Source organism: Saccharopolyspora gloriosae, from assembly GCF_014203325.1.
Classification (GTDB): Bacteria; Actinomycetota; Actinomycetes; order Mycobacteriales; family Pseudonocardiaceae; genus Saccharopolyspora_C; species Saccharopolyspora_C gloriosae.
The window spans coordinates 1,558,537-1,578,983 of the sequence record NZ_JACHIV010000001.1; the positions used below are offsets into that span (position 1 = coordinate 1,558,537).

The 20,447-nt window shown below is 70.7% G+C and carries 18 protein-coding genes; 11 read left to right on the forward strand and 7 right to left on the reverse strand.

Features of this window, described 5'->3' with window-relative positions:
• Both BJ969_RS07105 and BJ969_RS07110 read right to left on the reverse strand, forming a co-directional pair.
• On the reverse strand, nucleotides 1-558 hold the full coding sequence (locus BJ969_RS07105) for a hypothetical protein (protein ID WP_184478030.1): 558 nt from the start codon (nucleotides 556-558) through the stop codon (nucleotides 1-3).
• Nucleotides 555-1,070: a hypothetical protein gene (locus BJ969_RS07110; RefSeq protein ID WP_184478031.1), complete on the reverse strand. Its 516-nt coding sequence runs from the start codon at nucleotides 1,068-1,070 to the stop codon at nucleotides 555-557. Before BJ969_RS07110 ends, BJ969_RS07105 begins: the two co-directional genes overlap by 4 nt.
• A gap of 377 nt (nucleotides 1,071-1,447) precedes the next feature.
• Between BJ969_RS07110 and BJ969_RS07115 the strand changes: the two genes are divergently transcribed.
• Complete coding sequence (locus BJ969_RS07115) at nucleotides 1,448-2,308, forward strand: 3-hydroxybutyryl-CoA dehydrogenase (protein WP_343071276.1); 861 nt, start codon at nucleotides 1,448-1,450, stop codon at nucleotides 2,306-2,308.
• A 276-nt stretch (nucleotides 2,309-2,584) separates the two neighbouring features.
• Here the strand turns inward: BJ969_RS07115 and BJ969_RS07120 are convergent, their stop codons facing one another.
• Complete coding sequence (locus BJ969_RS07120; RefSeq protein ID WP_184478033.1) at nucleotides 2,585-3,307, reverse strand: GntR family transcriptional regulator; 723 nt, start codon at nucleotides 3,305-3,307, stop codon at nucleotides 2,585-2,587.
• A 183-nt stretch (nucleotides 3,308-3,490) separates the two neighbouring features.
• Between BJ969_RS07120 and BJ969_RS07125 the strand changes: the two genes are divergently transcribed.
• Together BJ969_RS07125 and BJ969_RS07130 are read left to right on the forward strand one after the other, a co-directional pair.
• Nucleotides 3,491-4,684 (forward strand): CaiB/BaiF CoA transferase family protein, encoded by a 1,194-nt coding sequence (locus tag BJ969_RS07125; RefSeq protein ID WP_184478034.1) that lies wholly within the window; start codon nucleotides 3,491-3,493, stop codon nucleotides 4,682-4,684.
• Nucleotides 4,681-5,862 carry an acyl-CoA dehydrogenase family protein gene (locus BJ969_RS07130; RefSeq protein WP_184478035.1) on the forward strand — a complete coding sequence of 394 codons (1,182 nt, stop codon included), beginning with the start codon at nucleotides 4,681-4,683 and terminating at the stop codon, nucleotides 5,860-5,862. The genes BJ969_RS07125 and BJ969_RS07130 overlap by 4 nt, the downstream gene beginning before the upstream one ends.
• On the opposite strand, the gene BJ969_RS07135 is transcribed toward BJ969_RS07130, so the two are convergent.
• Nucleotides 5,819-6,919 carry a GlxA family transcriptional regulator gene (locus tag BJ969_RS07135; RefSeq protein ID WP_221315732.1) on the reverse strand — a complete coding sequence of 367 codons (1,101 nt, stop codon included), beginning with the start codon at nucleotides 6,917-6,919 and terminating at the stop codon, nucleotides 5,819-5,821. The genes BJ969_RS07130 and BJ969_RS07135 overlap by 44 nt on opposite strands.
• A 170-nt stretch (nucleotides 6,920-7,089) precedes the next feature.
• Here BJ969_RS07135 and BJ969_RS07140 point away from each other — a divergent pair, with 170 nt between their 5' ends.
• Nucleotides 7,090-7,515, forward strand: a complete 426-nt coding sequence (locus BJ969_RS07140; RefSeq protein WP_221315733.1) for a Rid family hydrolase — start codon at nucleotides 7,090-7,092, stop codon at nucleotides 7,513-7,515.
• 64 nt (nucleotides 7,516-7,579) lie between these two features.
• On the opposite strand, the gene BJ969_RS07145 is transcribed toward BJ969_RS07140, so the two are convergent.
• Both BJ969_RS07145 and BJ969_RS07150 read right to left on the reverse strand, forming a co-directional pair.
• Nucleotides 7,580-8,338, reverse strand: a complete 759-nt coding sequence (locus BJ969_RS07145; protein WP_184478037.1) for an SDR family NAD(P)-dependent oxidoreductase — start codon at nucleotides 8,336-8,338, stop codon at nucleotides 7,580-7,582.
• A gap of 184 nt (nucleotides 8,339-8,522) precedes the next feature.
• Nucleotides 8,523-9,974 carry an amidase gene (locus tag BJ969_RS07150; RefSeq protein ID WP_343071277.1) on the reverse strand — a complete coding sequence of 484 codons (1,452 nt, stop codon included), beginning with the start codon at nucleotides 9,972-9,974 and terminating at the stop codon, nucleotides 8,523-8,525.
• A gap of 202 nt (nucleotides 9,975-10,176) precedes the next feature.
• Here BJ969_RS07150 and BJ969_RS07155 point away from each other — a divergent pair, with 202 nt between their 5' ends.
• Nucleotides 10,177-11,373, forward strand: a complete 1,197-nt coding sequence (locus BJ969_RS07155) for an MFS transporter (protein ID WP_184478038.1) — start codon at nucleotides 10,177-10,179, stop codon at nucleotides 11,371-11,373.
• Here the strand turns inward: BJ969_RS07155 and BJ969_RS07160 are convergent.
• A complete protein-coding gene (locus BJ969_RS07160) occupies nucleotides 11,370-12,212 on the reverse strand; it encodes an SAM-dependent methyltransferase (RefSeq protein WP_343071278.1) in 843 nt (280 codons plus the stop codon). The two genes, BJ969_RS07155 and BJ969_RS07160, sit on opposite strands and share 4 nt — an antisense overlap.
• Before the next feature lie 230 nt (nucleotides 12,213-12,442).
• Between BJ969_RS07160 and BJ969_RS07165 the strand changes: the two genes are divergently transcribed.
• From BJ969_RS07165 to BJ969_RS07190, 6 genes are all read left to right on the forward strand, one after another.
• Nucleotides 12,443-13,525 (forward strand): S-(hydroxymethyl)mycothiol dehydrogenase, encoded by a 1,083-nt coding sequence (locus tag BJ969_RS07165; protein WP_343071279.1) that lies wholly within the window; start codon nucleotides 12,443-12,445, stop codon nucleotides 13,523-13,525.
• Entirely contained in the window at nucleotides 13,525-14,154 is a 630-nt protein-coding gene (locus tag BJ969_RS07170) for an MBL fold metallo-hydrolase (RefSeq protein ID WP_184478041.1), read from the forward strand. The genes BJ969_RS07165 and BJ969_RS07170 overlap by 1 nt, the downstream gene beginning before the upstream one ends.
• A 33-nt stretch (nucleotides 14,155-14,187) precedes the next feature.
• A complete protein-coding gene (locus BJ969_RS07175) occupies nucleotides 14,188-15,417 on the forward strand; it encodes a sensor histidine kinase (protein WP_343071280.1) in 1,230 nt (409 codons plus the stop codon).
• Between the two features lie 57 nt (nucleotides 15,418-15,474).
• Nucleotides 15,475-16,167, forward strand: a complete 693-nt coding sequence (locus BJ969_RS07180) for a response regulator (RefSeq protein ID WP_343071281.1) — start codon at nucleotides 15,475-15,477, stop codon at nucleotides 16,165-16,167.
• A 166-nt stretch (nucleotides 16,168-16,333) separates the two neighbouring features.
• Nucleotides 16,334-17,383 carry a Gfo/Idh/MocA family oxidoreductase gene (locus BJ969_RS07185; RefSeq protein ID WP_184478042.1) on the forward strand — a complete coding sequence of 350 codons (1,050 nt, stop codon included), beginning with the start codon at nucleotides 16,334-16,336 and terminating at the stop codon, nucleotides 17,381-17,383.
• Nucleotides 17,384-18,060: 677 nt separating this feature from the next.
• Nucleotides 18,061-20,445, forward strand: coding sequence for a phosphoketolase family protein (locus tag BJ969_RS07190; RefSeq protein WP_184478043.1), 2,385 nt, complete (start codon nucleotides 18,061-18,063; stop codon nucleotides 20,443-20,445).
• Nucleotides 20,446-20,447 lie beyond the last annotated feature (2 nt).

Consider the following 20,447-nt stretch of genomic DNA (forward strand, 5'->3'; position numbering starts at 1 on the left):
TCACCCGAGGGTCGACTGGAAGCGGCGCAGGATCTCCCGCGCCTCGTCGGGCACCTGCTGCGCCTGCGGCGACTCCCACGAGCTGATCCGCCGCATCGCGACCGAGGCCATCATCTCCGCCGCGGCCTCCTCCTGCGCCGAACAACCCGTGCGGGTCAGCACGCGGTCGAGCACCTCCGGCGGCAGCTCGCCGAACAGCGAACGCAGCGCAGGAGCGGGATCGGACAGCGGACGCCCGACGTGGCCCCACAGCAGGTGCATCAGCTCATGCAACCAGATGTGCCAGCGGTGCCAGCGAGTGGTGCGCGCGTCCGCCACGATGATCACGCAGCCCTCCGGCAGCAGCGCCAGGCCGCTCGGAGCGCGCGGCGGCAGTTCCACCGCCGCGAAGTAGATGTCGCGGCCCAGGTGCTCGCGCGCCCGCTCCAGCAGCTGCTGCGCGGTGAACCGGCGCGGCAGGCCGAGCGCGTCGAGCCGCTTCCCGCTGCGCCACCGCAGCAATCGGCGCGAACCGCTCCACGCCGAGCTCTTCCCGTCGTCCCACACCAGCAGTCTCACGACCGCCCCGGAGCCGGCGGGTCCGGTTCACCTCGTCCGTCCGCGGCGCGCAGCGCCTTGAACCCCTGCAGCACGCCGAGGATGGCGTCGGTGACGTGCGGCCGGTCCTGCTCGGGGAACTGGTCGGTGAGCTGACGCAGCGCGACCTCTTCCACGCCGTGGCTGCGCAGCTGCCCGGCCAGGCGCCACTGCGCCAGCAGTTCGGGCGCGATCGCCGGGTCGAAGAAGTCCAGGCCCACCCCGAAGAACTCGGCGAACGCCACGACCTCGGTGAGCCGCGGCACGGCGCGACCGGTGCGCAGGTGCCACATGTGCGTGCCGGACATGCGCACCCCGCGGCCGGTCAGCAGCGCGGCCATCCGCTCGCTGCTGTAGGGCTTGCCGGTCTCCGGGTCGGGCTGGCCCTGCAGCAGTTCGGTCAGGCGCTCGGAGAACACGTGCACGCTGATGGAGCTGCCCGAGGCCGGGCCGCCGTCGGAACCGGCGTCGGAGGAGTCGGAGGGGTGCCGCACGTCTCGACTGTAAGGGGTCACGATCTCCGTGACACCGCCGATGTCGTGAACGGGTTCATCCACACAGATGATCGGAAACAGTGGATCTGTCCATCGGCGTTGATGTACGATGACGGCGCCCAGGGGGTCAGGGTGTGAGTCGGGGGGCTTGGGGGAAATCGGGAAGTCGGGCCGGGAACGTGCGGCCCGACTTCTTGAACCGAACTCGCACCGCTCGACGCCCCGCGCTCCCGGACCGCCCGTTCCCGGCTCGTCCGCCGCTGTTTCCGGGTGTCCTACAGCACCTTGTACCGGTCGGTAACCGTTCGTCCTGACATCATCGCGGCGTTGGTCGACAGCGACCCGACGACGAAGTCGAGGACGGAAGGATCGGTGTGGTGACGGGAATCGAACGCGTAGGCGTGGTGGGCTCCGGGCTCATGGGTGCGGGCATCGCGGAGGTCAGCGCCCGCAGCGGGCTGGACGTCATCGTCTCGGAGGTCAACGAAGACGCCGCCGAAGCCGGCCGGGTGCGCATCACCAAATCCCTGGACCGCGCGGTGAGCCGGGGCAAGCTCGCGGAAGCCGAACGGGACGCGACGCTGGGCCGCCTGCGGTTCACCACCTCGCTGGCCGACCTCGCGGACCGGCAGCTGGTCATCGAGGCCATCGCGGAGAACGAACAGCTCAAGACCGGCGTGTTCGCCGAACTGGACCGAGTGGTCACCGACCCCGCCGCGATCCTCGCGTCCAACACCTCCTCCATCCCCATCGCGAAGCTCGCCGGCGCCACCCGGCGGCCCGCGCAGGTCATCGGAGTGCACTTCTTCAACCCGGTGCCGGTGCTCAAGCTCGTCGAACTCGTGCCCTCGCTGGTCACCTCCGAAGAAACCGTGCAACGCATCGAGACCTTCGCCGCCGACGGGCTCGGCAAGCAGAGCATCCGCGCCAAGGACCGCTCCGGATTCGTGGTGAACGCGCTGCTCGTGCCGTACCTGTTCTCCGCGATCCGGATGTACGAGAGCGGCATCGCCACCGCCGAGGACATCGACAACGGCATGGTGCTCGGCTGCGCCCACCCGATGGGGCCGCTGACCCTGTCCGACATGGTCGGGCTCGACACGCTCAAGGCCATCGGCGACTCGATGTACGGCGAATACAAGGAACAGCTCTACGCCGCGCCGCCGCTGCTGGAGCGCATGGTCGACGCAGGCCACTACGGCAAGAAGTCCGGCCAGGGGTTTTACTCGTACTCCTGATCTCGTTTTGCTCTGGTGTCCGGGTAGCGGAACCTCAGCTGTCTTCTCGCTGCGGGATCTTTTTCCCAAGTGGCTCCGCCACGAGGGAAAAAGCTGTCCTCGCGAGAAGACAGCTGAGAACCCGCCGGTGAGGGCTTTTCGACGTGGGCTATGTGCTTCGCACATACAGGCACGGCCTTCGGCCGCCAGGCAGGCTTGCTTCGCCGCCCACGGCACGGCTTCGCCGCTGAGCACGGCTTCGTTTTGCGGGGTGCGTTGTTTGGGTGGGGGTTCGGGTCAGATGGGGGTGCCGATGGTGTGGCGGAGTGAGTCGACGGCGTGGTTGCGGTGGTCGGCGAGGAGGGTGACCAGGCGGTCGGCGTCGGCTTCGGTGGCCGCTCGGACGATGGCGTCGTGCTCTGCTCGGACCCGTTCCCGGTTGGTCTCGGAGTTGTAGTACACCGCGCGGTAGGCGTCGGTGGCGTCCCACAAGGTCCGCACGATCCGCAGCAGGCGCGGCATCCCGCACGGCGTCAGCAGCGCGAAGTGGAAGCGGCGGTTCGCCGTGATCATCTCCACCAGGTCGGCCGCCTCGGCCGCGCGCTCCACGTCCCGCGCGGCCTCGCCGATCACCTCCAGGTCCGCCGCGGTGAACCGGCCCGCCGCGACCGCCGCCGCGTCCGATTCCAGCAGCCCGCGCAGCCGGTACACCTCCAGCAGGTCGTCCAGCGACAGCTCGGCCACCGCGTACCCGCGGTGCGGCCGGTAGACCACCTGCCCCTCGGCTTCCAGCGTCTTGAGCGCCTCCCGCAGCGGGACGCGGCTGACGCCGAGCTCCGCGGCGATGGCGTCCTGGCGGATCGGCCTGCCCGGCGCCAGCGAACCGGTGGTGATCGCCCGCCGCAGCGCGTCCAACACGAAGGCCTGCGTCGTCGGTGGTCTTTCCGGCGCGTGCCAGCGCAGATCGGCGCGCGGCGCCGCCTCGCGGTCGTCGGGTCGCGGGTTCGGGTCTGCTGGCATCGGCTCCCGCCGGTCGGTCGTCGCTGCTGGTCCGGAGTCGCGGTCACCGGCCTCGCGATCACTCCTTCGATAAGCGCGAACCTTGTTGACCTGACGCCCGATCACTGTATATTGGATCCAATTCCGAAATCGCGCAACACCGGTGCGCGCGAGCACCGGAAACGGGAACCGGGAAGGTGAGCGATGGGGCGCGCGCTGCCGATGGACGGTGTCGTCGTGGCGGACTTCAGCAGGGTGCTGGCCGGTCCGTACGCGACGATGGCGCTCGCCGACCTCGGCGCCACCGTGATCAAGGTCGAACGGCCCGGTGCAGGTGACGACACCCGCGGCTGGGGACCGCCGTGGACCGACCGCAGCTCCGCGTACTTCGAATCCGTCAACCGCAGCAAGCGCAGCGTGGTGCTCGACTTCGACGACGAGCAGGACCGGGCCGCCGCGCGGGAACTCGCCCGCCGCGCCGACGTGCTGGTCGAGAACTTCCGCCCCGGCGTGCTCGACCGCTGTGGGCTGGACCCGGAGTCCGCGCTGGAGCTCAACCCCCGGCTGATCTACGCCTCCGTCTCGGGCTTCGGCAGCGGACCCGGCGCGGACCTGCCGGGCTACGACTTCGTCGTGCAGGCCGTCGGCGGGCTGATGAGCATCACCGGCGCACCGGACGGGCCGCCGACGAAGGTCGGGGTGGCCGTCGTCGACGTGCTCACCGGCAAGGACTTGAGCCTCGGCATCCTCGCCGCGCTGCGGCAGCGCGACGCCACGGGCCAGGGCCAGCGCGTCGAGGTGAACCTGCTCTCCAGCCTGCTCGGGTCCCTGGTGAACCAGATGAGCGGCCTGCTCACCACCGGCATCGCCCCCGAGCGGATGGGCAACCGGCACCCGAGCATCGCCCCGTACGAAACGCTGCGCTGCGAGGACGGGCTGCTGGCCGTCGCAGTCGGCAACGACGAGCAGTTCCGCCGGTTCACCGAGGCGCTCGGCCTGCTCGGCCTGGCCGACGATCCCCGGTTCGCCGCGAACTCCGAACGGGTCGCGAACCGGGCCGCGCTGGTCGAAGCGCTGGAGAACGTGCTCGGCGCGCGCCGAGCCGCCGACTGGCAGGCCCGGCTGCACCGCGCGGGCATCGCCTGCGGCCAGGTCAACGACCTGGCCCGCGCCGTGCACTACGCCGAATCGCTGGGCCTGAACCCGGTGGTCGACCCCGGTGACGGGGGCGTGGCGCAGGCCCGGATGCCGATCGAGTTCTCCGGTATCGACGTGGCCGAACCGCTCGCGCCGCCGCGGCTGGGCGAGCACACCGACGAGGTACGCGCCTGGCTGGCCGGTGATCCGTCTCCGCTGGCGCCGCTGTCCGACGATCCGTCCCGAGGAGGTCACCGATGAGCGCCCGACCCGACTTCGATCCCCGCGACCCGCTGGGCATCGACGCCGAGCTCACCACCGAACAACTCGCGCTGCGCGACAGCGTGCGCGCCCTGTGCCGGGACCTGGTGCGGCCGAACGTGGCCGACTGGTTCGAGCGCGGCGAGCTGCCGCAGGCCAGGGAACTCGCCCGCGAACTGGGGAAGCTCGGCGTGCTCGGCATGCACCTGGAGGGCTACGGCTGCGCGGGCGCCTCCGCCGTCGACTACGGCGTCGCGTGCGAGGAGCTGGAAGCCACCGACTCCGGGCTGCGGTCGCTGGTCTCGGTGCAGGGATCGCTCGCCATGTACGGGATCTGGCGCTGGGGGTCGGAGGAGCACAAGCAGCAGTGGCTGCCGAAGATGGCCGCGGGCGAGGCCATCGGCTGCTTCGGCCTCACCGAACCCGACCACGGCTCCGACCCGGCGTCGATGACCACCCGCGCCCGCCGCGACGGCTCGGACTGGGTGCTCGACGGCCGGAAGATGTGGATCACCAACGGCAGCATCGCCGACGTCGCCGTGGTGTGGGCGCAGAGCGAGGACGGGGTGCGCGGTTTCGTCGTGCCGACCGACACGCCGGGCTTCTCCGCGCCGGAGCTCAAGAAGAAGCTGTCGCTGCGCGCTTCGGTGACCAGCGAACTGGTGCTGGACGGCGTCCGGCTGCCGGAGTCGGCGGCGCTGCCCGAGGCGGTGGGCCTGCGCGGGCCGTTGAGCTGCTTGAACGAGGCGCGCTTCGGCATCGTGTGGGGCGCCACCGGCGCCGCCCGCGACTGCCTGGAGACGGTGCTGGACTACGCGGGCACCCGCGAGCAGTTCGGCAAGCCCCTCGCCGGATTCCAGCTCACCCAGCAGAAGCTCGCCGACATGGCGGTCCGGGTGCACAACGCGCGACTGCTCGCGCTGCACCTCGGCAAGCGCAAGGACGCCGGAACCCTGCTGCCGCAGCAGGTCAGCTTCGGCAAGCTGGACAACGTGCGCGGCGCACTCGACGTGGCCCGCACCGCCCGCACCATCCTCGGCGCCAACGGGATCTCCCTGGAATACCCGGTGATCCGGCACATGACCAACCTGGAATCAGTGCTCACCTACGAAGGCACCAGCGAAATGCACGCCCTCACCATCGGCCAGGCCCTGACCGGTACCTCCGCCTTCCGCTGACGGAGTGCGCCGCCGTCTCGGCTCCGTGCGGGCGGGGGCGATCCCCGCACGGAGCCGGGTAGCCGCACGCCACGTTCGTGGCGATGCGCGCTGCTAGCGGGAAGTCAACGTCCCGGCGTCCGGTAGCGGGTCGCCGGGACGCGCGTGCTGCTTGTGATAGGCCGTGGGCGTCGTGCCGACCTCCCTGCGGAACAGGGCGCGGAGGTTCGGCGCGGTGCCGAATCCGGTTTGCTCCGATGCACTCCACGGACCAGTCTGAGGTTTCCAGGAGCCTGCGGGCGCTGAGGATTCGCTGTCGAGCAACCCAGCGCATCGGCGGCATCCCCACCTCCCGTTCGAAACGCCGGATGAAGGTCCGCCGGGCAAACCCGCTGCGATCCGCCATCCGCTGCACCGTGATCGGGTCCCGGATGTTCTCCAGCACCCACTCGCGGGTCGCGCGCAGCCCCGCCCGGTCAGGGGCGTTCGGATCCACGTACTGCGGTTCGGTGGAACCGCGGGCGGAGGAGAAGACGAGTTCCTTCGCGACCACATCGGCCGCCGTGGCACCGAAATCGGCCCGGACCACGTGTAGGCAAGCGTCGATCAACGCACCAGCACCCGCCGAGGTCACCACCGTCCCGGTTTCCACGAACACCCGGTTCTCGACCACGTCGACCAGCGGATGCCGCCGGCGCAGCAGGTCGGTGTGCTGCCAGTGCGTGGTCGCGGGCCTGCCGTCCAAGATCCCGCCGGCCGCCAGCGCGAACGTCCCCGTGCAGGCCGACACGATCCGGGTGCCCCGCTCGGCGACCCCGTGGATCGCCGCCACGTGCTCGTCCGGAACGGGCAGCTCCGGATGCTCGTAGCTCGGCACCACCAGCAGGTCGGCGCGTCGCAGCTCGGCGAGGGAGTGCGTCGGGCGGATTCCCCCGGTCGCCTCCGAGCCCGTCCCGCACACGAGCAGTTCGTAACCGGGATGCGTGCCCAGCACGTGCGCGGGAATGCTGAAATCCAGCGTGATCAGCCGCGGCAGCACGAGAATCGCCGCGACCTTCCTGCCGTCCGCTGCAACCAAGGCCGCTCCTCCGGTCCACCTCGAACCAGATTACGGGGCAGCGGACCGTCCTCGGCTTGGCACGATGCTGTCCAGAACTGGCACGCGAACGACTGGCAACCCGTTGACCAGCGTCGATACCGTTCGTCTCGGCGTCACCGAGGCGCCTCGACGATCGGAGCGTGATGAGCATGGGGTTTCGGACCGAACGCCACGGGGTCTCGTGGGAAGACGTCTTCGGCTACGTGCAGGCCGTCCAGCGTGGGGACACCATCTACATCTCCGGCCAGCTGTCGCACGACGGCGACCGGCTCGTCGCTCCGGCACCGGTCGCCGACGACGGCTCGGTCACCGACTTCGGCAACATGGGCGAGCAACTCCGGCGCAGCTACGCCAATGCCGCCGAACTGCTGGGGCGCTTCGGCGCCTCGCTGGACCACGTCGTCGAAGAGGTCATCTACGCGCTCGACTGCGACGCGCTGTTCGCGGTGGCCGGACCGGTGCGCAAGGAGGCATACGGACGGCCGGACCCGCAGGTCGCGAGCACGATGCTCGCCACGCCGCGGCTCGCGTTCCCGGAGCAGCTGGTCGAAGTGAAGTTCACCGCCCGCGTGTGAGCGTCGGGAACCCGGCCGGTCGTGATCGTCGACCAGGACCGGCCGGGAAGCCGGCGCGAGCACCTCACCAGATGGTGAAGCCGCCGTCGGCGACGACGTTGCTGCCGGTGACGAAGCTGCTGGCTTCAGAAGCGAGGAACACCGCGACGGGGCCCAGTTCCTGCGGCGTGCCGGCCCGGCCCATCGGGGTCTGCTCCATCCAGCCGTCGAACAGCTCCGGGTCCTTGTCCCGCACGCCCTGCAGCAGGTCGGTGGCGGTGTAGCCCGGCGAGATCGAGTTGACCCGCACGCCGCGACGGCCCCACTCGCCGGCCAGCGACTTGGTCAGCATGATGACGGCGGCCTTGGAGGAGTTGTACGAGGCCTGCGGCTGCGGGTGGTTCGAGATCATGCCCGACATCGACGCGATGTTGATGATCGAACCGAAGCCCTGCGCGAGCATCTGCTTGCCCGCTTCGCGGGAGCAGTAGAACACCCCGTCCAGGTTCAGCCCGATGACCTTGCGCCAGGATTCGTCGCTCATCTCCTCCGCGGGCTCGTTGCGGACCATGCCCGCGTTGTGCACGGAGATGTCGAGGCGGCCGTGATCGGCCACGATCCGCGCGATCCCGGCGGCGACCTCGGCGGAGTTCGTCACGTCGAGCGGGAGGAACTCACCCTCGACCTGCTCGGCGGCGGCCTTGCCGGTCTCCGGGTTGATCTCCCCGATCACCACGTGGGCCCCGGCCGACCGCAGCGACTTCGCGATCTCCAGACCGATGCCCTGCCCGGCGCCGGTCACCAGCGCCACCTTGTCCTGCAGGGAAAAAACCTCGGTACCCAATTGTCACCTTCCCGAAATGCCGACCTATCGGGGTGCAGCCTTGCACATCTTCGCCGCAGTTCGAAAAACCCGTCGCCTCCACGCGTTTTGTTCTCAGAAATGCGCTGACTTCGTGAGAAATCGAGGGCGGTGCGCGTCCCCGCGCCGGCCTTCGCGCTGATCGGGAGGCCACCGACGCGCCCGTTCAGGTCAGCGGCGGCGGGAGGACCGTGTGCACCCAATCGCTGGCCTGCTCGTAGGCGTGGCCGAGTTGCAGCAGCGACCATTCGCCGTGCCCCGGCCCGATGAGCTGGACGCCGGTGGGCAACCCCGAATCGTGGAAACCGGCGGGCAGGTTCAGCACCGGATGCCCCGACAGCGTCCACGGCGCCGTCGTCTCCATCCAGCGGTGGTAGGTGTCCATCGGCCTGCCGTCGATCTCCGCGGGCCAGCGCAGCTCCGCGTCGAACGGGAACACCTGGGCGCTGGGCGCGAGCAGGAAGTCGTAGCGGTCGAACAGGTCCGAGACGCGGCCGCGCCACTCGTCGCGCCCCGCGCGGGCCGCCGCGATGTCGTGCACCGTCAGCTCCAGGTAGCCCTCGACCTCGAACCGCGCCTCCGGCTTCATCCTGTCCCGCGCGGTGGGGGAGCGGTACACCTCGTGCAACTTCTCGCCGACCATCCAGCGCCGCCACAGCAGGAACGTCTCCCACGCCCGCTCCACCGGCAGCCGCGGTACCGGTTCGACGACGCAGCCCAGCGACTCGAACAGCCCGGCAGCGTCCCGGCACAGGTCGAGCACGCCCGGCTCGGTCGCCAGGTAGCCGTCGAAGTCGCCGATCCAGCCGATCCGCAGCCCGGACACGTCGCGCTGCGGCGCCCCGGTGAACAGCTCCGGGTCCTGCGGCATGCTCAGCGGCGACCGCTCGTCCGGTCCGGCCATCGTGGACAGCAGCATCGCCAGGTCCCGGACGGTGCGCGCCATCGGGCCCGGCACCGACGGGTCGCTGAGGAAACCGGGCGCGGGGATCCGGCCGAAACCGGGGCGCAACGACAGCACGTTGCAGAACGCGGCGGGATTGCGCAGCGAGCCCATGAAGTCGCTGCCGTCGGCGACCGGCAGCATCCGCATCGCCAGCGCCGCCGCGGCCCCGCCGCTGCTGCCGCCCGCGGTGCGGGTCTGGTCGTAAGGGTTCGTCGTGGTGCCGAACAGCGAGTTGAAGGTGTGCGAGCCGAGCCCGAACTCCGGCACGTTCGTCTTGCCCACGACGATCGCGCCCGCTTCCTTCATGCGGCGCACGAACAACGCGTCCTCGGTGGCGTCACCGGAGCGCTGGAACCCTTGCGTGGTGGGAAAACCGGCCGCGTCGCTGAGGTCCTTGACCGCGATCGGGAAGCCGTGCATCCACCCGGCGTGCTCGCCGCGGTCCAGCTCGTCGTCGCGGGCGCGGGCCTGCGCTAGCACGTCCTGCTCGTCGGCGCGGGACACGAGGGCGTTGACCAGCGGGTTGAACCGGTCGATCTGGGTCAGGAACGCTTCGGCGACCTGCACGCAGGACAGCTCCCGCTGCCTGATCGACCAGGACAGCTCGACCGCGTCCAGCCGCACCGGCTCGGGCACGCTCGCCGACGGGATCCCGCTCAACTCGGTCCCCACCCGGCCTCCCACCCGAACCGCCCGTTGTGACCGGATTCGGTCACCCGTTGACCGTGTCGTGCGCACGGGTACTCCGTCAAGGCCGAGTGCGAGCGCATTCGAGTGCTCGCTCCGGAGGCATGCGTCACGTTAGCGTTGCTAAACGCTTCGCCGGTTCACACGCTGGTGACGAGCCTGCCCGGCTCCGAACAGAGGAGGACCGATGCCCGCAGCGGTGGTCAACGGCAGTCACCCGCGCGCACTGCCGGTCGGACCCGTTCGGGTGCTGTCCTCGGTCGCGGCGGTCGTCACCGTCGGCGTGTTCCCCGTGTTCCTCGTCGGTGGTCTCGGCGTGCAGCTGCAACGCGAACTCGGTTTCGGCGCGGCGCTGCTCGGCGGAGCCGCCGCCGGGTTCTTCGCCGTCGCGGCGATCGCCTCCCGCTTCATGGGCTGGGTCGTGGAACGCATCGGTTCGCGCCTGGGCATGCGCATCGGCGCCGCTGGCAGCGCACTGTGCCTGCTGGGCATCGCCTCCGTGCAGAACTCGGGCTGGTTGCTGGCGTTGCTGTGCCTGTCGGGGCTGCCGAACTCGTTGGCGCAGCCCGCCGCGAACCTGCTGATCACTCAGGGCGTGCCCGCGAACCGGCGCGGCATGGGCTTCGGCGTCAAGCAGTCCTCCATCCCGGCCGCGACGCTGCTGGCCGGGGTCGCGGTGCCCGCCATCGCGCTCACCATCGGCTGGCGCTGGGTGTTCGTGTTCGCCGGCGTGATCGGCCTGCTCGCCGCGCTCGCGGTGCCGTCGCTGCCCGCGGCGGAGCGGTCCACCAAGGCGTCCTCGACCGCGGCGAGCGCGGAGTCCCGGTTCGGTGCGCTGCTGCTGATCGCCATCGCGGGCGGTCTCGGTTCGGCCGCGGCCAACGCGCTGGGGGCCTTCGTCACCACCACCGCCGTCGACGTGGGGTTCAGCCCGTCGGCGGCCGGGCTGGTGCTCTCGCTGGGTTCGGCGGCCGGGCTCACCATCCGGCTGCTCGCCGGAGTGGTCGCCGACCGGTGGGACGTGAACCTGCTGCGGCTCATCACGATCATGCTGATCGTCGGCTCGCTCGGGTACGGGCTGATGGCGCTGGATTCCCCGGTGCTGTTCCTGATCGGCGTGTCCGTCGGCTTCGGCGCCGGCTGGGCGTGGCCGGGGCTGCTGAACTTCTCCGTCGCCAAGATCGCGCCGGACCGGGTGGCGAGCGCGACCTCGTTCACGCAGACGGGCATCTACTTCGGCGGTAGCGCGGGCCCGCTGCTGTTCGGGTTCCTCGGCGAGCACGCGGGCCTCACCTCGGCCTGGCTGGCCGCGGGCGTCGCCGCGATCGTCGCCGGGATCCTGCTGCTGTTCGTGCGGCCGACCGGGTCGGCGGGAACGCCCTAGCGGGGTTTGCGCGCGACGCCGCCGTGCATGATCCGGTAGCGCGGATGCCGGTGGGCCGGCTGGTCCGGCTCCGGGCGCCAGTCGCCGATGTAGCAGGCGCCGGGTGCCTGCGGCTCGAACCCGGCGAAGCACTCCGCGATCCACTCCGCCGGGCGGGCCACCATCGGGTCCGCCGTCTCCGAGTAGAACGCCGTGAGCAGGTTCATCGGCTCCGGTTCCTCGCTGCCGGTCAGGTGCGAGATCATCAGCGCGCTGCCGGGCGCGACCGCGTCCTGGTAGGTGCGCACCAGCCGGAGCGGATCGTCGGCGTCGTCGAGGAAGTGCAGCACCGCCGACATCACCAGCGCCACCGGCTGCTCGAAGTCGATCAGGTCCGCAGCCTCCGGTGACCGCAGGATCGCCTCCGGCTCCCGGATGTCGGCGTGGATGATCGCCGCGCGCGGCTCGTCGTCGAGCAGCGGCCTGCTGTGCGCCACGGTCAACGGCTCGTTGTCCACGTACAGCACGCTGAACCGCCGGGTGCGGCGGAGCGCGACCTCGTGCACGTGACCGATCGTGGGGATGCCGGAGCCGAGCTCCACGAACTGCCGCACGCCGCGCGCCAGCAGGTGCTCCACGGTGCGGCGCAGGAACGCGCGGTTCTCCCGGAAGACCCCGGCGACACCGGGCATGGCCGCCTGCAACCGCTCGGCGAACTCGCGCTCCACGCCGAAGTTGTGGCCACCGCCGAGGAACGCGTCGTAGATCCGCGCCGCGCAAGGCCGGTCGATGTCCATCTCCCTGGACAACAGGCGTTGCGCGTCGACCATGGTGTGCTCCTCGTTCTCCGTCGGCGACACCGTACAGTAGTCGCAGGTTCACACAACGTGTCGAAGCGGCCCTGTCGCGCGGCGCGTTCCCACAGACGGAACCGCAGTCGAGCGCCCGGGGGCTACGGCCGATCGGGGGGTATGGTCGGTGATCGTCCGGAGATGTCGATATGCGCATTTCCGGCCATGTTCGCGACAGCGCCCGCGACCGGCCCGTTCCGGCCGGACAAGCAGCGGAAAACACAGTTCTGGAGGTGTTCGTGACCGAGGTTCGCGCGGTCGTGGCGACCGGCAAGGGAGCGCCGGTCGAGGTCGTCGACATCCGCGTCCCCGATCCGGGACCGGGTGAGGCGGTGGTGCGGGTGCAGGCGTGCGGCGTCTGCCACACCGACCTGCACTACCGGGAAGGCGGCATCAACGACGACTACCCGTTCCTGCTCGGGCACGAAGCGGCCGGTGTCGTGGAGGCCGTCGGCGACGGTGTCCACGACGTCGAACCGGGCGACTTCGTGGTCCTCAACTGGCGCGCGGTGTGCGGCGTGTGCCGCGCCTGCAAGCGCGGACGTCCGCAGTACTGCTTCGACACGCACAACGCGTCGCAGCCGATGACGCTCACCGACGGGACTCCGCTGTCCCCCGCGCTGGGCATCGGCGCGTTCGCGGAGAAGACGCTGGTGCACGCGGGCCAGTGCACCAAGGTCGACCCGGCGGCGCGGGCGGCCGTGGTCGGCCTGCTGGGCTGCGGCGTGATGGCCGGCATCGGAGCGGCCGTCAACACCGGCGGCGCGGGTCCGGGCGACACGGTCGCCGTCATCGGGTGCGGCGGCGTCGGCGACGGCGCGGTGGCCGGGGCGAACCTGGCCGGCGCGCGGCGGATCATCGCGGTGGACACCGACCCGGCGAAGCTGGAGTGGGCGAAGCAGTTCGGCGCGACCCACACCGTCAACGCCTCCGAGGCGGACACGGTGGCGGCGATCCGCGACCTCACCGGCGGGTTCGGCGCGGACATCGTGATCGACGCCGTCGGCGTCCCCGCGACCTACCAGCAGGCGTTCTACGCCCGCGACCTCGCGGGAACCGTGGTGCTCGTCGGGGTGCCCACCCCGGACATGAAGCTGGAACTGCCGCTGCAGGACGTGTTCTCGCGCGGGGGCTCGCTGAAGTCGTCCTGGTACGGGGATTGCCTGCCCAGCAGGGACTTCCCGATGCTCACCGAGCTCTACCAGCAGGGCAAGCTGCCGCTGGAGAAGTTCGTGACCGAGGAGATCTCGCTGGACCAGGTCGAGTCGGCGTTCGCCAAGATGCACGACGGCGAAGTGCTGCGTTCGGTGGTGGTCTTCTGATGGCCGCGCGGATCGACCACACCACGACGTCCGGCACGTTCTCGCTGGACGGCCAGACCTTCGACGTCGACAACAACGCGTGGGTCGTCGGCGACGACACCGAGTGCGTCGTCATCGACGTCCCGCACGACGTCGAGGCGATCAAGGAGCTGATCGCCGGGCGCACCGTGCTGGCGATCCTCGCCACGCACGCCCACGACGACCACGTGCGCAAGGCGCCGGAGCTGGCCGCGGAGGTCGGGGCGCCGATCTTCCTGCACCCGGAGGACCTGGAGCTGTGGCGGCTCACCCACCCGGACCGGGAACCGGAGCGCGGGCTCGCGGACCGGCAGGTGATCGGCGTCGCGGGCACCGGGCTGCAGGTGCTGCACACGCCGGGTCACGCGCCGGGTTCGGTGTGCCTGTACTCGGCGGACCTGGGCACCGTGTTCACCGGTGACACCTTGTTCGCCGGTGGGCCGGGTGCGACCGGGCGTTCCTACTCGGACTTCGGCGTGCTCGTCGAGTCCATCCGGGACCGGTTGCTGACGCTGCCCGAGGTCACCACCGTGCACCCCGGACACGGGGAGAGCACCACGATTGCCGAGGTTTTGCCCCAGTTCGACGATTGGGTCGCCCGCGGCTACTGATTATCGCGGGTTCGTGTGCGCATACTGCTGGGCGTGCCGAATGCCTTGGTGAAGCGAGCGTTCCTGCTCGACCTCGCGATGGTCGTGCTGTTCACCGTGATGCACGCGCTGATCCTGCATCTCGAATCACCAGGGCCGCCGGGTCGTCCCTGGTGGTCGATGATGCTGATCAGCGTGTCCGCGTTCACGCTGCTGATGGTGCGGCGCAAGTGGCCGTGGGTGTCGCTGCTGGGCTGCCTCGCCGCGGCCACGACGCTCACCCTGGTCGGGGTGCCGGAGAACCCGCTGAACTTCGCGATCCTGGTGGGCGTGTACTCGGTCTGCCAGCGGGGTGGGATCGTGGGTGCCGTGGTGGCCACCGTTCTCGCGATGCTCTGGCCGGTGCTGTACTCGTGGGGCGAACCGCCGCTGTCCGCGGTCGTGAGCACCGTGATGGCCTCCATCGACCTGTTCATGGTGGTCGGGCTCGCCTACGCGGTGCGGCTCGGCCGACGGCGGGCGGCTCAGCTGGAGCACACGGTGGAACTGCTCGACCAGGCGCGGGACCAGCTCGCCGCGGAGGCGGTCGCGGGGGAGCGGGCGCGGATCGCCCGCGAGTTCCACGACATCGTCTCGCACAACCTGTCCGTGGTGGCGTTGCGCGCGGGTGTCGCCCGCGCGCTCGTCGACCGCGACCCGGGCCACGCGGAGCAGACGTTGCGGGAGCTGGAGCACACGTCGCGGGCCGCGCTCGGCGAACTCCGCGGCCTGCTGGGCCGGTTGCGCGAGGACCCGGAGCCGGGGTCGGCCGTCGGCGCCGACGACGGACCCGGACGGCAGCCCGCGCCCGGTCTGCACCGGGTGGACCACCTGGTGGAATCGGTGCGCGGCACCGGTGTGGTGTGGCGGCTGGACCGGCGCGGTGAGGTGCGCGAACTGGGGCCCGGTGTGGAGATGGCCGCGTACCGCATCGTGCAGGAGGCGGTGACCAACGTGCTCAAGCACGCGGGCACCGGGTACGCGCGGGTGCTGCTGGACTACGGCAACGGCGGCCTGCGGCTGGAGGTCACCAACCACGCCACCGGCCCGGACAACTTCGCTCGTTCGCTGGCGGTGAAGGTGCCCGCGCTGTCACCGGCTCGCGGCGGCGGTTCCGGGCGGGGCCTGATCGGGCTGCGGGAACGGGTCGCGTTGCTGGGCGGCACGTTCACTGCGCACCCGGTTTCCAACGGATTCCACTTGGCGGCCGTGCTACCGTGCCCGGAACATTCGGACCTTGCCTGACCCGTAAATACGCCGGTTCCGACCGGCGAGCGGCGGCCCGAACGGAGGAGGTCCGTGGTGGAGTCCCCCGCGGAAACGACCGTGCTCGTCGCCGACGATCAAGCGATGATCCGCGCGGGCCTGGTGGCGCTGCTGTCCGCCGAACCCGATCTGCGAGTCCTCGCCGAAGCCGAGGACGGCGCCGCCGCGGTGGCGGCGGTGCGCAGGCGCCGCCCGGACGTGGTGCTGATGGACGTGCGGATGCCCGGGATGGACGGCATCACCGCGGCCCGCGAGATCCTGACCGCCACCGAGGGGGCGACCTCGGTCATCATGCTCACCGTGCACGACCTCGACGAGTACGTGTACGCGGCGCTGCGGGCCGGGGCGAGCGGATTCCTGCTCAAGGACGCCCCGCCGGAGGAACTGGTCCGCGCCGTGCACACGGTCGCCGCCGGGGAGGCGCTGCTCGCTCCGCGCGTGACGCGGCGGCTGCTCAACCGGTTCGCGTCGTTAGGGGTGCGGGACGCGTCGACGGAGCTCAGCGGGCTCACCAACCGCGAGCTGGATGTGCTGCTGGAGGTCGCGCGCGGCGGGTCCAACGCCGACATCGCGCGGAACCTGGGACTGGCCGAGCTGACGGTGAAATCGCACCTGTACCACGTGATGCAGAAGCTGCACCTGAGCTCGCGCACCCAGCTGGTGATCACCGCCTACGAGACCGGGCTGGTCTCGCCCGGCCAGGTCAACGGCCCCGAAGCCCCGGTCTGACCCTCGGCGACCAGCGGCCCCGATCAGCACGTCCACACCCGAGCGGCGGCCTTCGCGGGCACTGAGGGTGACGGGTGCTCGATGTGGTGGTCGTGGTGCCGGGGAGCGTGCGCGGTGGGTGGTGGGTTCGAGGGGCGCTCGGGGGCGTGCTTGATGTAATGGCGGCATGAGTGCTGCGCTGCGGGTCGGATTGGTCGGGTACGGGATCGCCGGGGCGGTGTTCCACGCGCCGCTGATCGCGTCGAACCCCGGACTGGAACTGTCCACAGTGGTCACCAGGAATCCGGAGCGGCGCGCGGAGATCGAGTCCCGCCACCCGGGCACCGCGGTGGTCGACGACGTGCCCGCGATGCTGGCGCGCGGCGACCTGGACCTGGTCGTGGTGGCCAGCCCGAACCGGCTGCACGTCGAGCACACCACCGAGGCGTTGCGCGCCGGGCTGCCGGTCGTGGTGGACAAGCCGTTCGCCCCCACCGCCGCGGCGGCGCGCGAACTCGTCGCCGAGGCGCGGCGCCGGGAGCTGCCGCTGACCGTGTTCCAGAACCGCCGCTGGGACAACGACTTCCGCACCCTCGCCGGGCTCATCGACGCCGGGGAGCTCGGCCGGGTGCACCGCTTCGAGTCCCGGTTCGAGCGCTGGGTGCCGCGGCCGAAGGCGGGCTGGCGCGAGTCGGGCGGCCCGGAGGAGGCGGGCGGCGTGCTCTACGACCTGGGCAGCCACCTGATCGACCAGGCGCTGGCGCTGTTCGGCCCGGTCGCGTCCGTCTACGCCGAAGTGGACGCCCGCAGGCCCGGTAGCGAGGTCGACGACGACTCGTTCGTCGCGCTCACCCACGTCGGCGGTGTGCGGTCGCACCTGTGGGTCGGCAAGTTCACCGCGCAGCACGGCCCCCGGCTGCGAGTGCTGGGCGACCGCGCCGGTTACACGAAGTTCGGCCTGGACCCGCAGGAAGCGGCGTTGCGGGCCGGTGAACTCCCCGGCGCGGACTGGGGCGTCGAACCCGAGCACCTGCACGGCGAGCTCGGCACCGTCGAGGGCTCCGCGCCGGTGCGCACCGAGCCGGGCGCCTACCCGGAGTTCTACGACCTCCTGGTCACGGCCCTCCGCGACGGCGCCCCGCTGCCCGTCGACCCGTCCGACGCCATCGCAGGCCTGGAGATCATCGAAGCGGCCCGCCACTCCGCCACCAAGGCAGAAGTCGTCCACCTCACCTGACACCACCGCCCCGGCCGCCCCAAGTCCGAGCGAAGCAAGGCGCCCCCGCAGCAGAACTCGACGCCCCACCCCGCACAACGAGCCACAGGCCAAGACAAAGCCACACCTCCCGCAGCACTCCCCAACAACCCCGAAGCCGCCAGGCGAGAGACGAAGCATGCCTGCTTAGCGGCCAAACGCCGTGCCTAACGGCGAAGCCGTGCAGTGGGCGGCGAAGCAAGCCTGCCTTGCGGCCGTAGGCCGTGCTTCGCGGCGTAGCCGTGCCTTGGGCGGCGGAGCACGCCTGCCTTGCGGCCGTAGGCCGTGCTTCGCGGCGAAGCCGTGCAGTGGGCGGCGGAGCACGCCTGCCTTGCGGCCGTAGGCCGTGCTTCGCGGCGTAGCCGTGCCTTGGGCGGCGAAGCAAGCCTGCCTTGCGGCCGTAGGCCGTGCCTGTATGTGCGAAGCACATAGCCCACGTAAGCAAGGTGACCACCCGCGGGTTCTCAGTCGGTCTCTCGTGAGGACGGCTTTTTCCCTCGTGGCGGAGCCACTTGGGAAAAAGATCCCGCAGCGAGAGACCGACTGAGGTTCCGCCACCCGGACACCAAAGCAAAACGACCGGCTCCGATTGCCCCAACACAATCCGGGGAACGCTGCGGGGTGAAGGACACCGAACGGCCGTTCCCCGGAGGTCCCGGATGGGCATTCCGACCCTGTCAGCCGACGCTCCCGACCACCTCGACGCCCGCGAGCTCCAGCGCGTGGACACGTGGTGGCGGGCGGCGAACTACCTCTCCGCCGGGCAGATCTACCTGATGGGCAACCCGCTGCTGCGGGAACCGCTGCGGCCGGAGCACGTCAAACCCCGGCTGCTCGGGCATTGGGGCACCACACCGGGGTTGACGTTCCTGTACGCGCACCTCAACCGGGCGATCCGCGCCCGCGACCTGGACATGATCTACGTGACGGGGCCGGGGCACGGTGGTCCGGGCGTGGTGGCCGCCGCTTGGCTGGAGGGCACCTACAGCGAGATCTACCCGGACGTCGCGCAGGACGAGGAGGGGCTGCGGCGCCTGGTCACGCAGTTCTCGTTCCCGGGTGGCATTCCGAGCCACGCCGCACCGGAGACACCGGGCTCCATCAACGAGGGCGGTGAGCTGGGCTATTCATTGGCGCATGCGTTCGGCGCGGCTTTCGACAACCCGGACCTGACCGTGGCGTGCGTGATCGGCGACGGTGAGGCGGAGACGGGGCCGCTGGCGGCGAGCTGGCACGCGAACAAGTTCCTCGACCCGGCGCGGGACGGCGCGGTGCTGCCGATCCTGCACCTCAACGGCTACAAGATCGCCAGCCCGACGGTGCTCGCCCGCATCCCGGAGGACGAGCTGGTGAGCCTGCTGCGCGGCTACGGCTACGAGCCGCACCTGGTGTCGGGTTCGGACCCGGCGACGATGCACCAGCTGTTCGCGACGACCCTCGACACCTGCCTCGACGAGATCGAGCGGATCCGCCGCCGCGCCCGCGAGGACGGCGACGGTCAACGGCCTCGCTGGCCGATGATCGTGCTGCGCACGCCGAAGGGCTGGACCGGGCCGGACGTCGTGGACGGGCAGCAGGTCGAGGGCACTTGGCGCGCGCACCAGATCCCGCTGGGCGATCCGCGCAACGATCCGGACCACCTGCGGCAGCTGGAGGACTGGTTGCGCAGCTACGCGCCGGACGAGCTGTTCGACGCCGATGGGGCGCCGGCGCGCGAGGTCCGGGAGCTCAATCCGCGCGGTGCCCGGCGGATGAGCGCCAATCCGCACGCCAACGGCGGTTTGCTGCTGCGCGGGCTGCGGTTGCCGGACTTCCGCGAGTACGGACTGCCGGTGGCGGAACCGGGGTCGACGACGGGGGAGGCCACCCAGGTGCTCGGCGCGTTCCTGCGCGACGCGATGCAGCTCAACGCTTCCGCCGCGAACTTCCGGGTGTTCGCGCCGGACGAGAACAATTCGAACCGGCTCGGCGCGGTGCTGGAGGCGACGTCGCGGGCGTGGATGGCGGAGTCCGAACCGGGCGACGCTTCGCTGGCGCCCGACGGGCGGGTCATGGAGGTGCTTTCCGAGCACCTCTGCCAGGGCTGGCTGGAGGGCTACCTGCTCACCGGCAGGCACGGCTTCTTCTCCTGCTACGAGGCGTTCGCGCACCTGGTGGACTCGATGCTCAACCAGCACGCGAAGTGGTTGAAGGTGAGCACCGGGCTGGCGTGGCGGCAGCCGATCGCTTCGCTGAACTACCTGCTGACCTCGCACGTGTGGCGCCAGGACCACAACGGCTTCTCCCATCAGGACCCCGGGTTCATCGACCACGTGATGAACAAGAAGGCCGAGATCGTGCGGGTCTACCTGCCGCCGGACGCGAACACGCTGCTGTCGGTGGCCGATCACTGCCTGCGCAGCAGGGACTACATCAACGTGATCGTCGCGGGCAAGCAGCCCGCCGCCCAGTACCTGGACGTGGACGACGCGGTGGTGCACTGCACCAAGGGCATCGGGATCTGGGACTGGGCGAGCAACGACCAGGACGGTGAACCGGACGTGGTGCTGGGCTGCGCGGGGGACGTGCCGACGATGGAGACGCTGGCCGCCGTGGACCTGCTGCGGCGGCGCTTCCCGGAACTGCGCGTCCGCGTGGTGAACGTGGTGGACCTGATGCGGTTGCAGGATCCGCGCGAGCACCCGCACGGACTGCCCGACGTGGAGTTCGACGCGCTGTTCACCTCGGACAAGCCGGTGATCTTCTGCTACCACGGCTACCCGTGGCTGATCCACCGGCTGACCTACCGGCGTCACGGCCACGACAACATCCACGTGCGCGGCTACAAGGAGGAGGGCACCACCACGACCCCGTTCGACATGTGCGTGCTCAACGAGATCGACCGCTTCCACCTCGCCATCGAAGCGATCGACCGGGTGCCCGGTCTGGGCGAGAGCGCCGTGTACGCGCGGGAGGAGCTCAGCCGCAAGCTCATCGAGCACCGGCACTACGTCTCCACGCACGGCGAGGACATGCCGGAGATCCGCGATTGGAAGTGGTCCTGAAC

Excerpts from the sequence above, each read along its gene's own strand:
- BJ969_RS07120 (WP_184478033.1), bottom strand. The coding sequence starts at position 3,307 with ATGCCAGCAGACCCGAACCCGCGACCCGACGACCGCGAGGCGGCGCCG.
- BJ969_RS07125 (WP_184478034.1), top strand. The coding sequence starts at position 3,491 with ATGGGGCGCGCGCTGCCGATGGACGGTGTCGTCGTGGCGGACTTCAGC.
- BJ969_RS07130 (WP_184478035.1), top strand. The coding sequence starts at position 4,681 with ATGAGCGCCCGACCCGACTTCGATCCCCGCGACCCGCTGGGCATCGAC.
- BJ969_RS07140 (WP_221315733.1), top strand. The coding sequence starts at position 7,090 with ATGGGGTTTCGGACCGAACGCCACGGGGTCTCGTGGGAAGACGTCTTC.
- BJ969_RS07155 (WP_184478038.1), top strand. The coding sequence starts at position 10,177 with ATGCCCGCAGCGGTGGTCAACGGCAGTCACCCGCGCGCACTGCCGGTC.
- BJ969_RS07170 (WP_184478041.1), top strand. The coding sequence starts at position 13,525 with ATGGCCGCGCGGATCGACCACACCACGACGTCCGGCACGTTCTCGCTG.
- BJ969_RS07185 (WP_184478042.1), top strand. The coding sequence starts at position 16,334 with ATGAGTGCTGCGCTGCGGGTCGGATTGGTCGGGTACGGGATCGCCGGG.
- BJ969_RS07190 (WP_184478043.1), top strand. The coding sequence starts at position 18,061 with ATGGGCATTCCGACCCTGTCAGCCGACGCTCCCGACCACCTCGACGCC.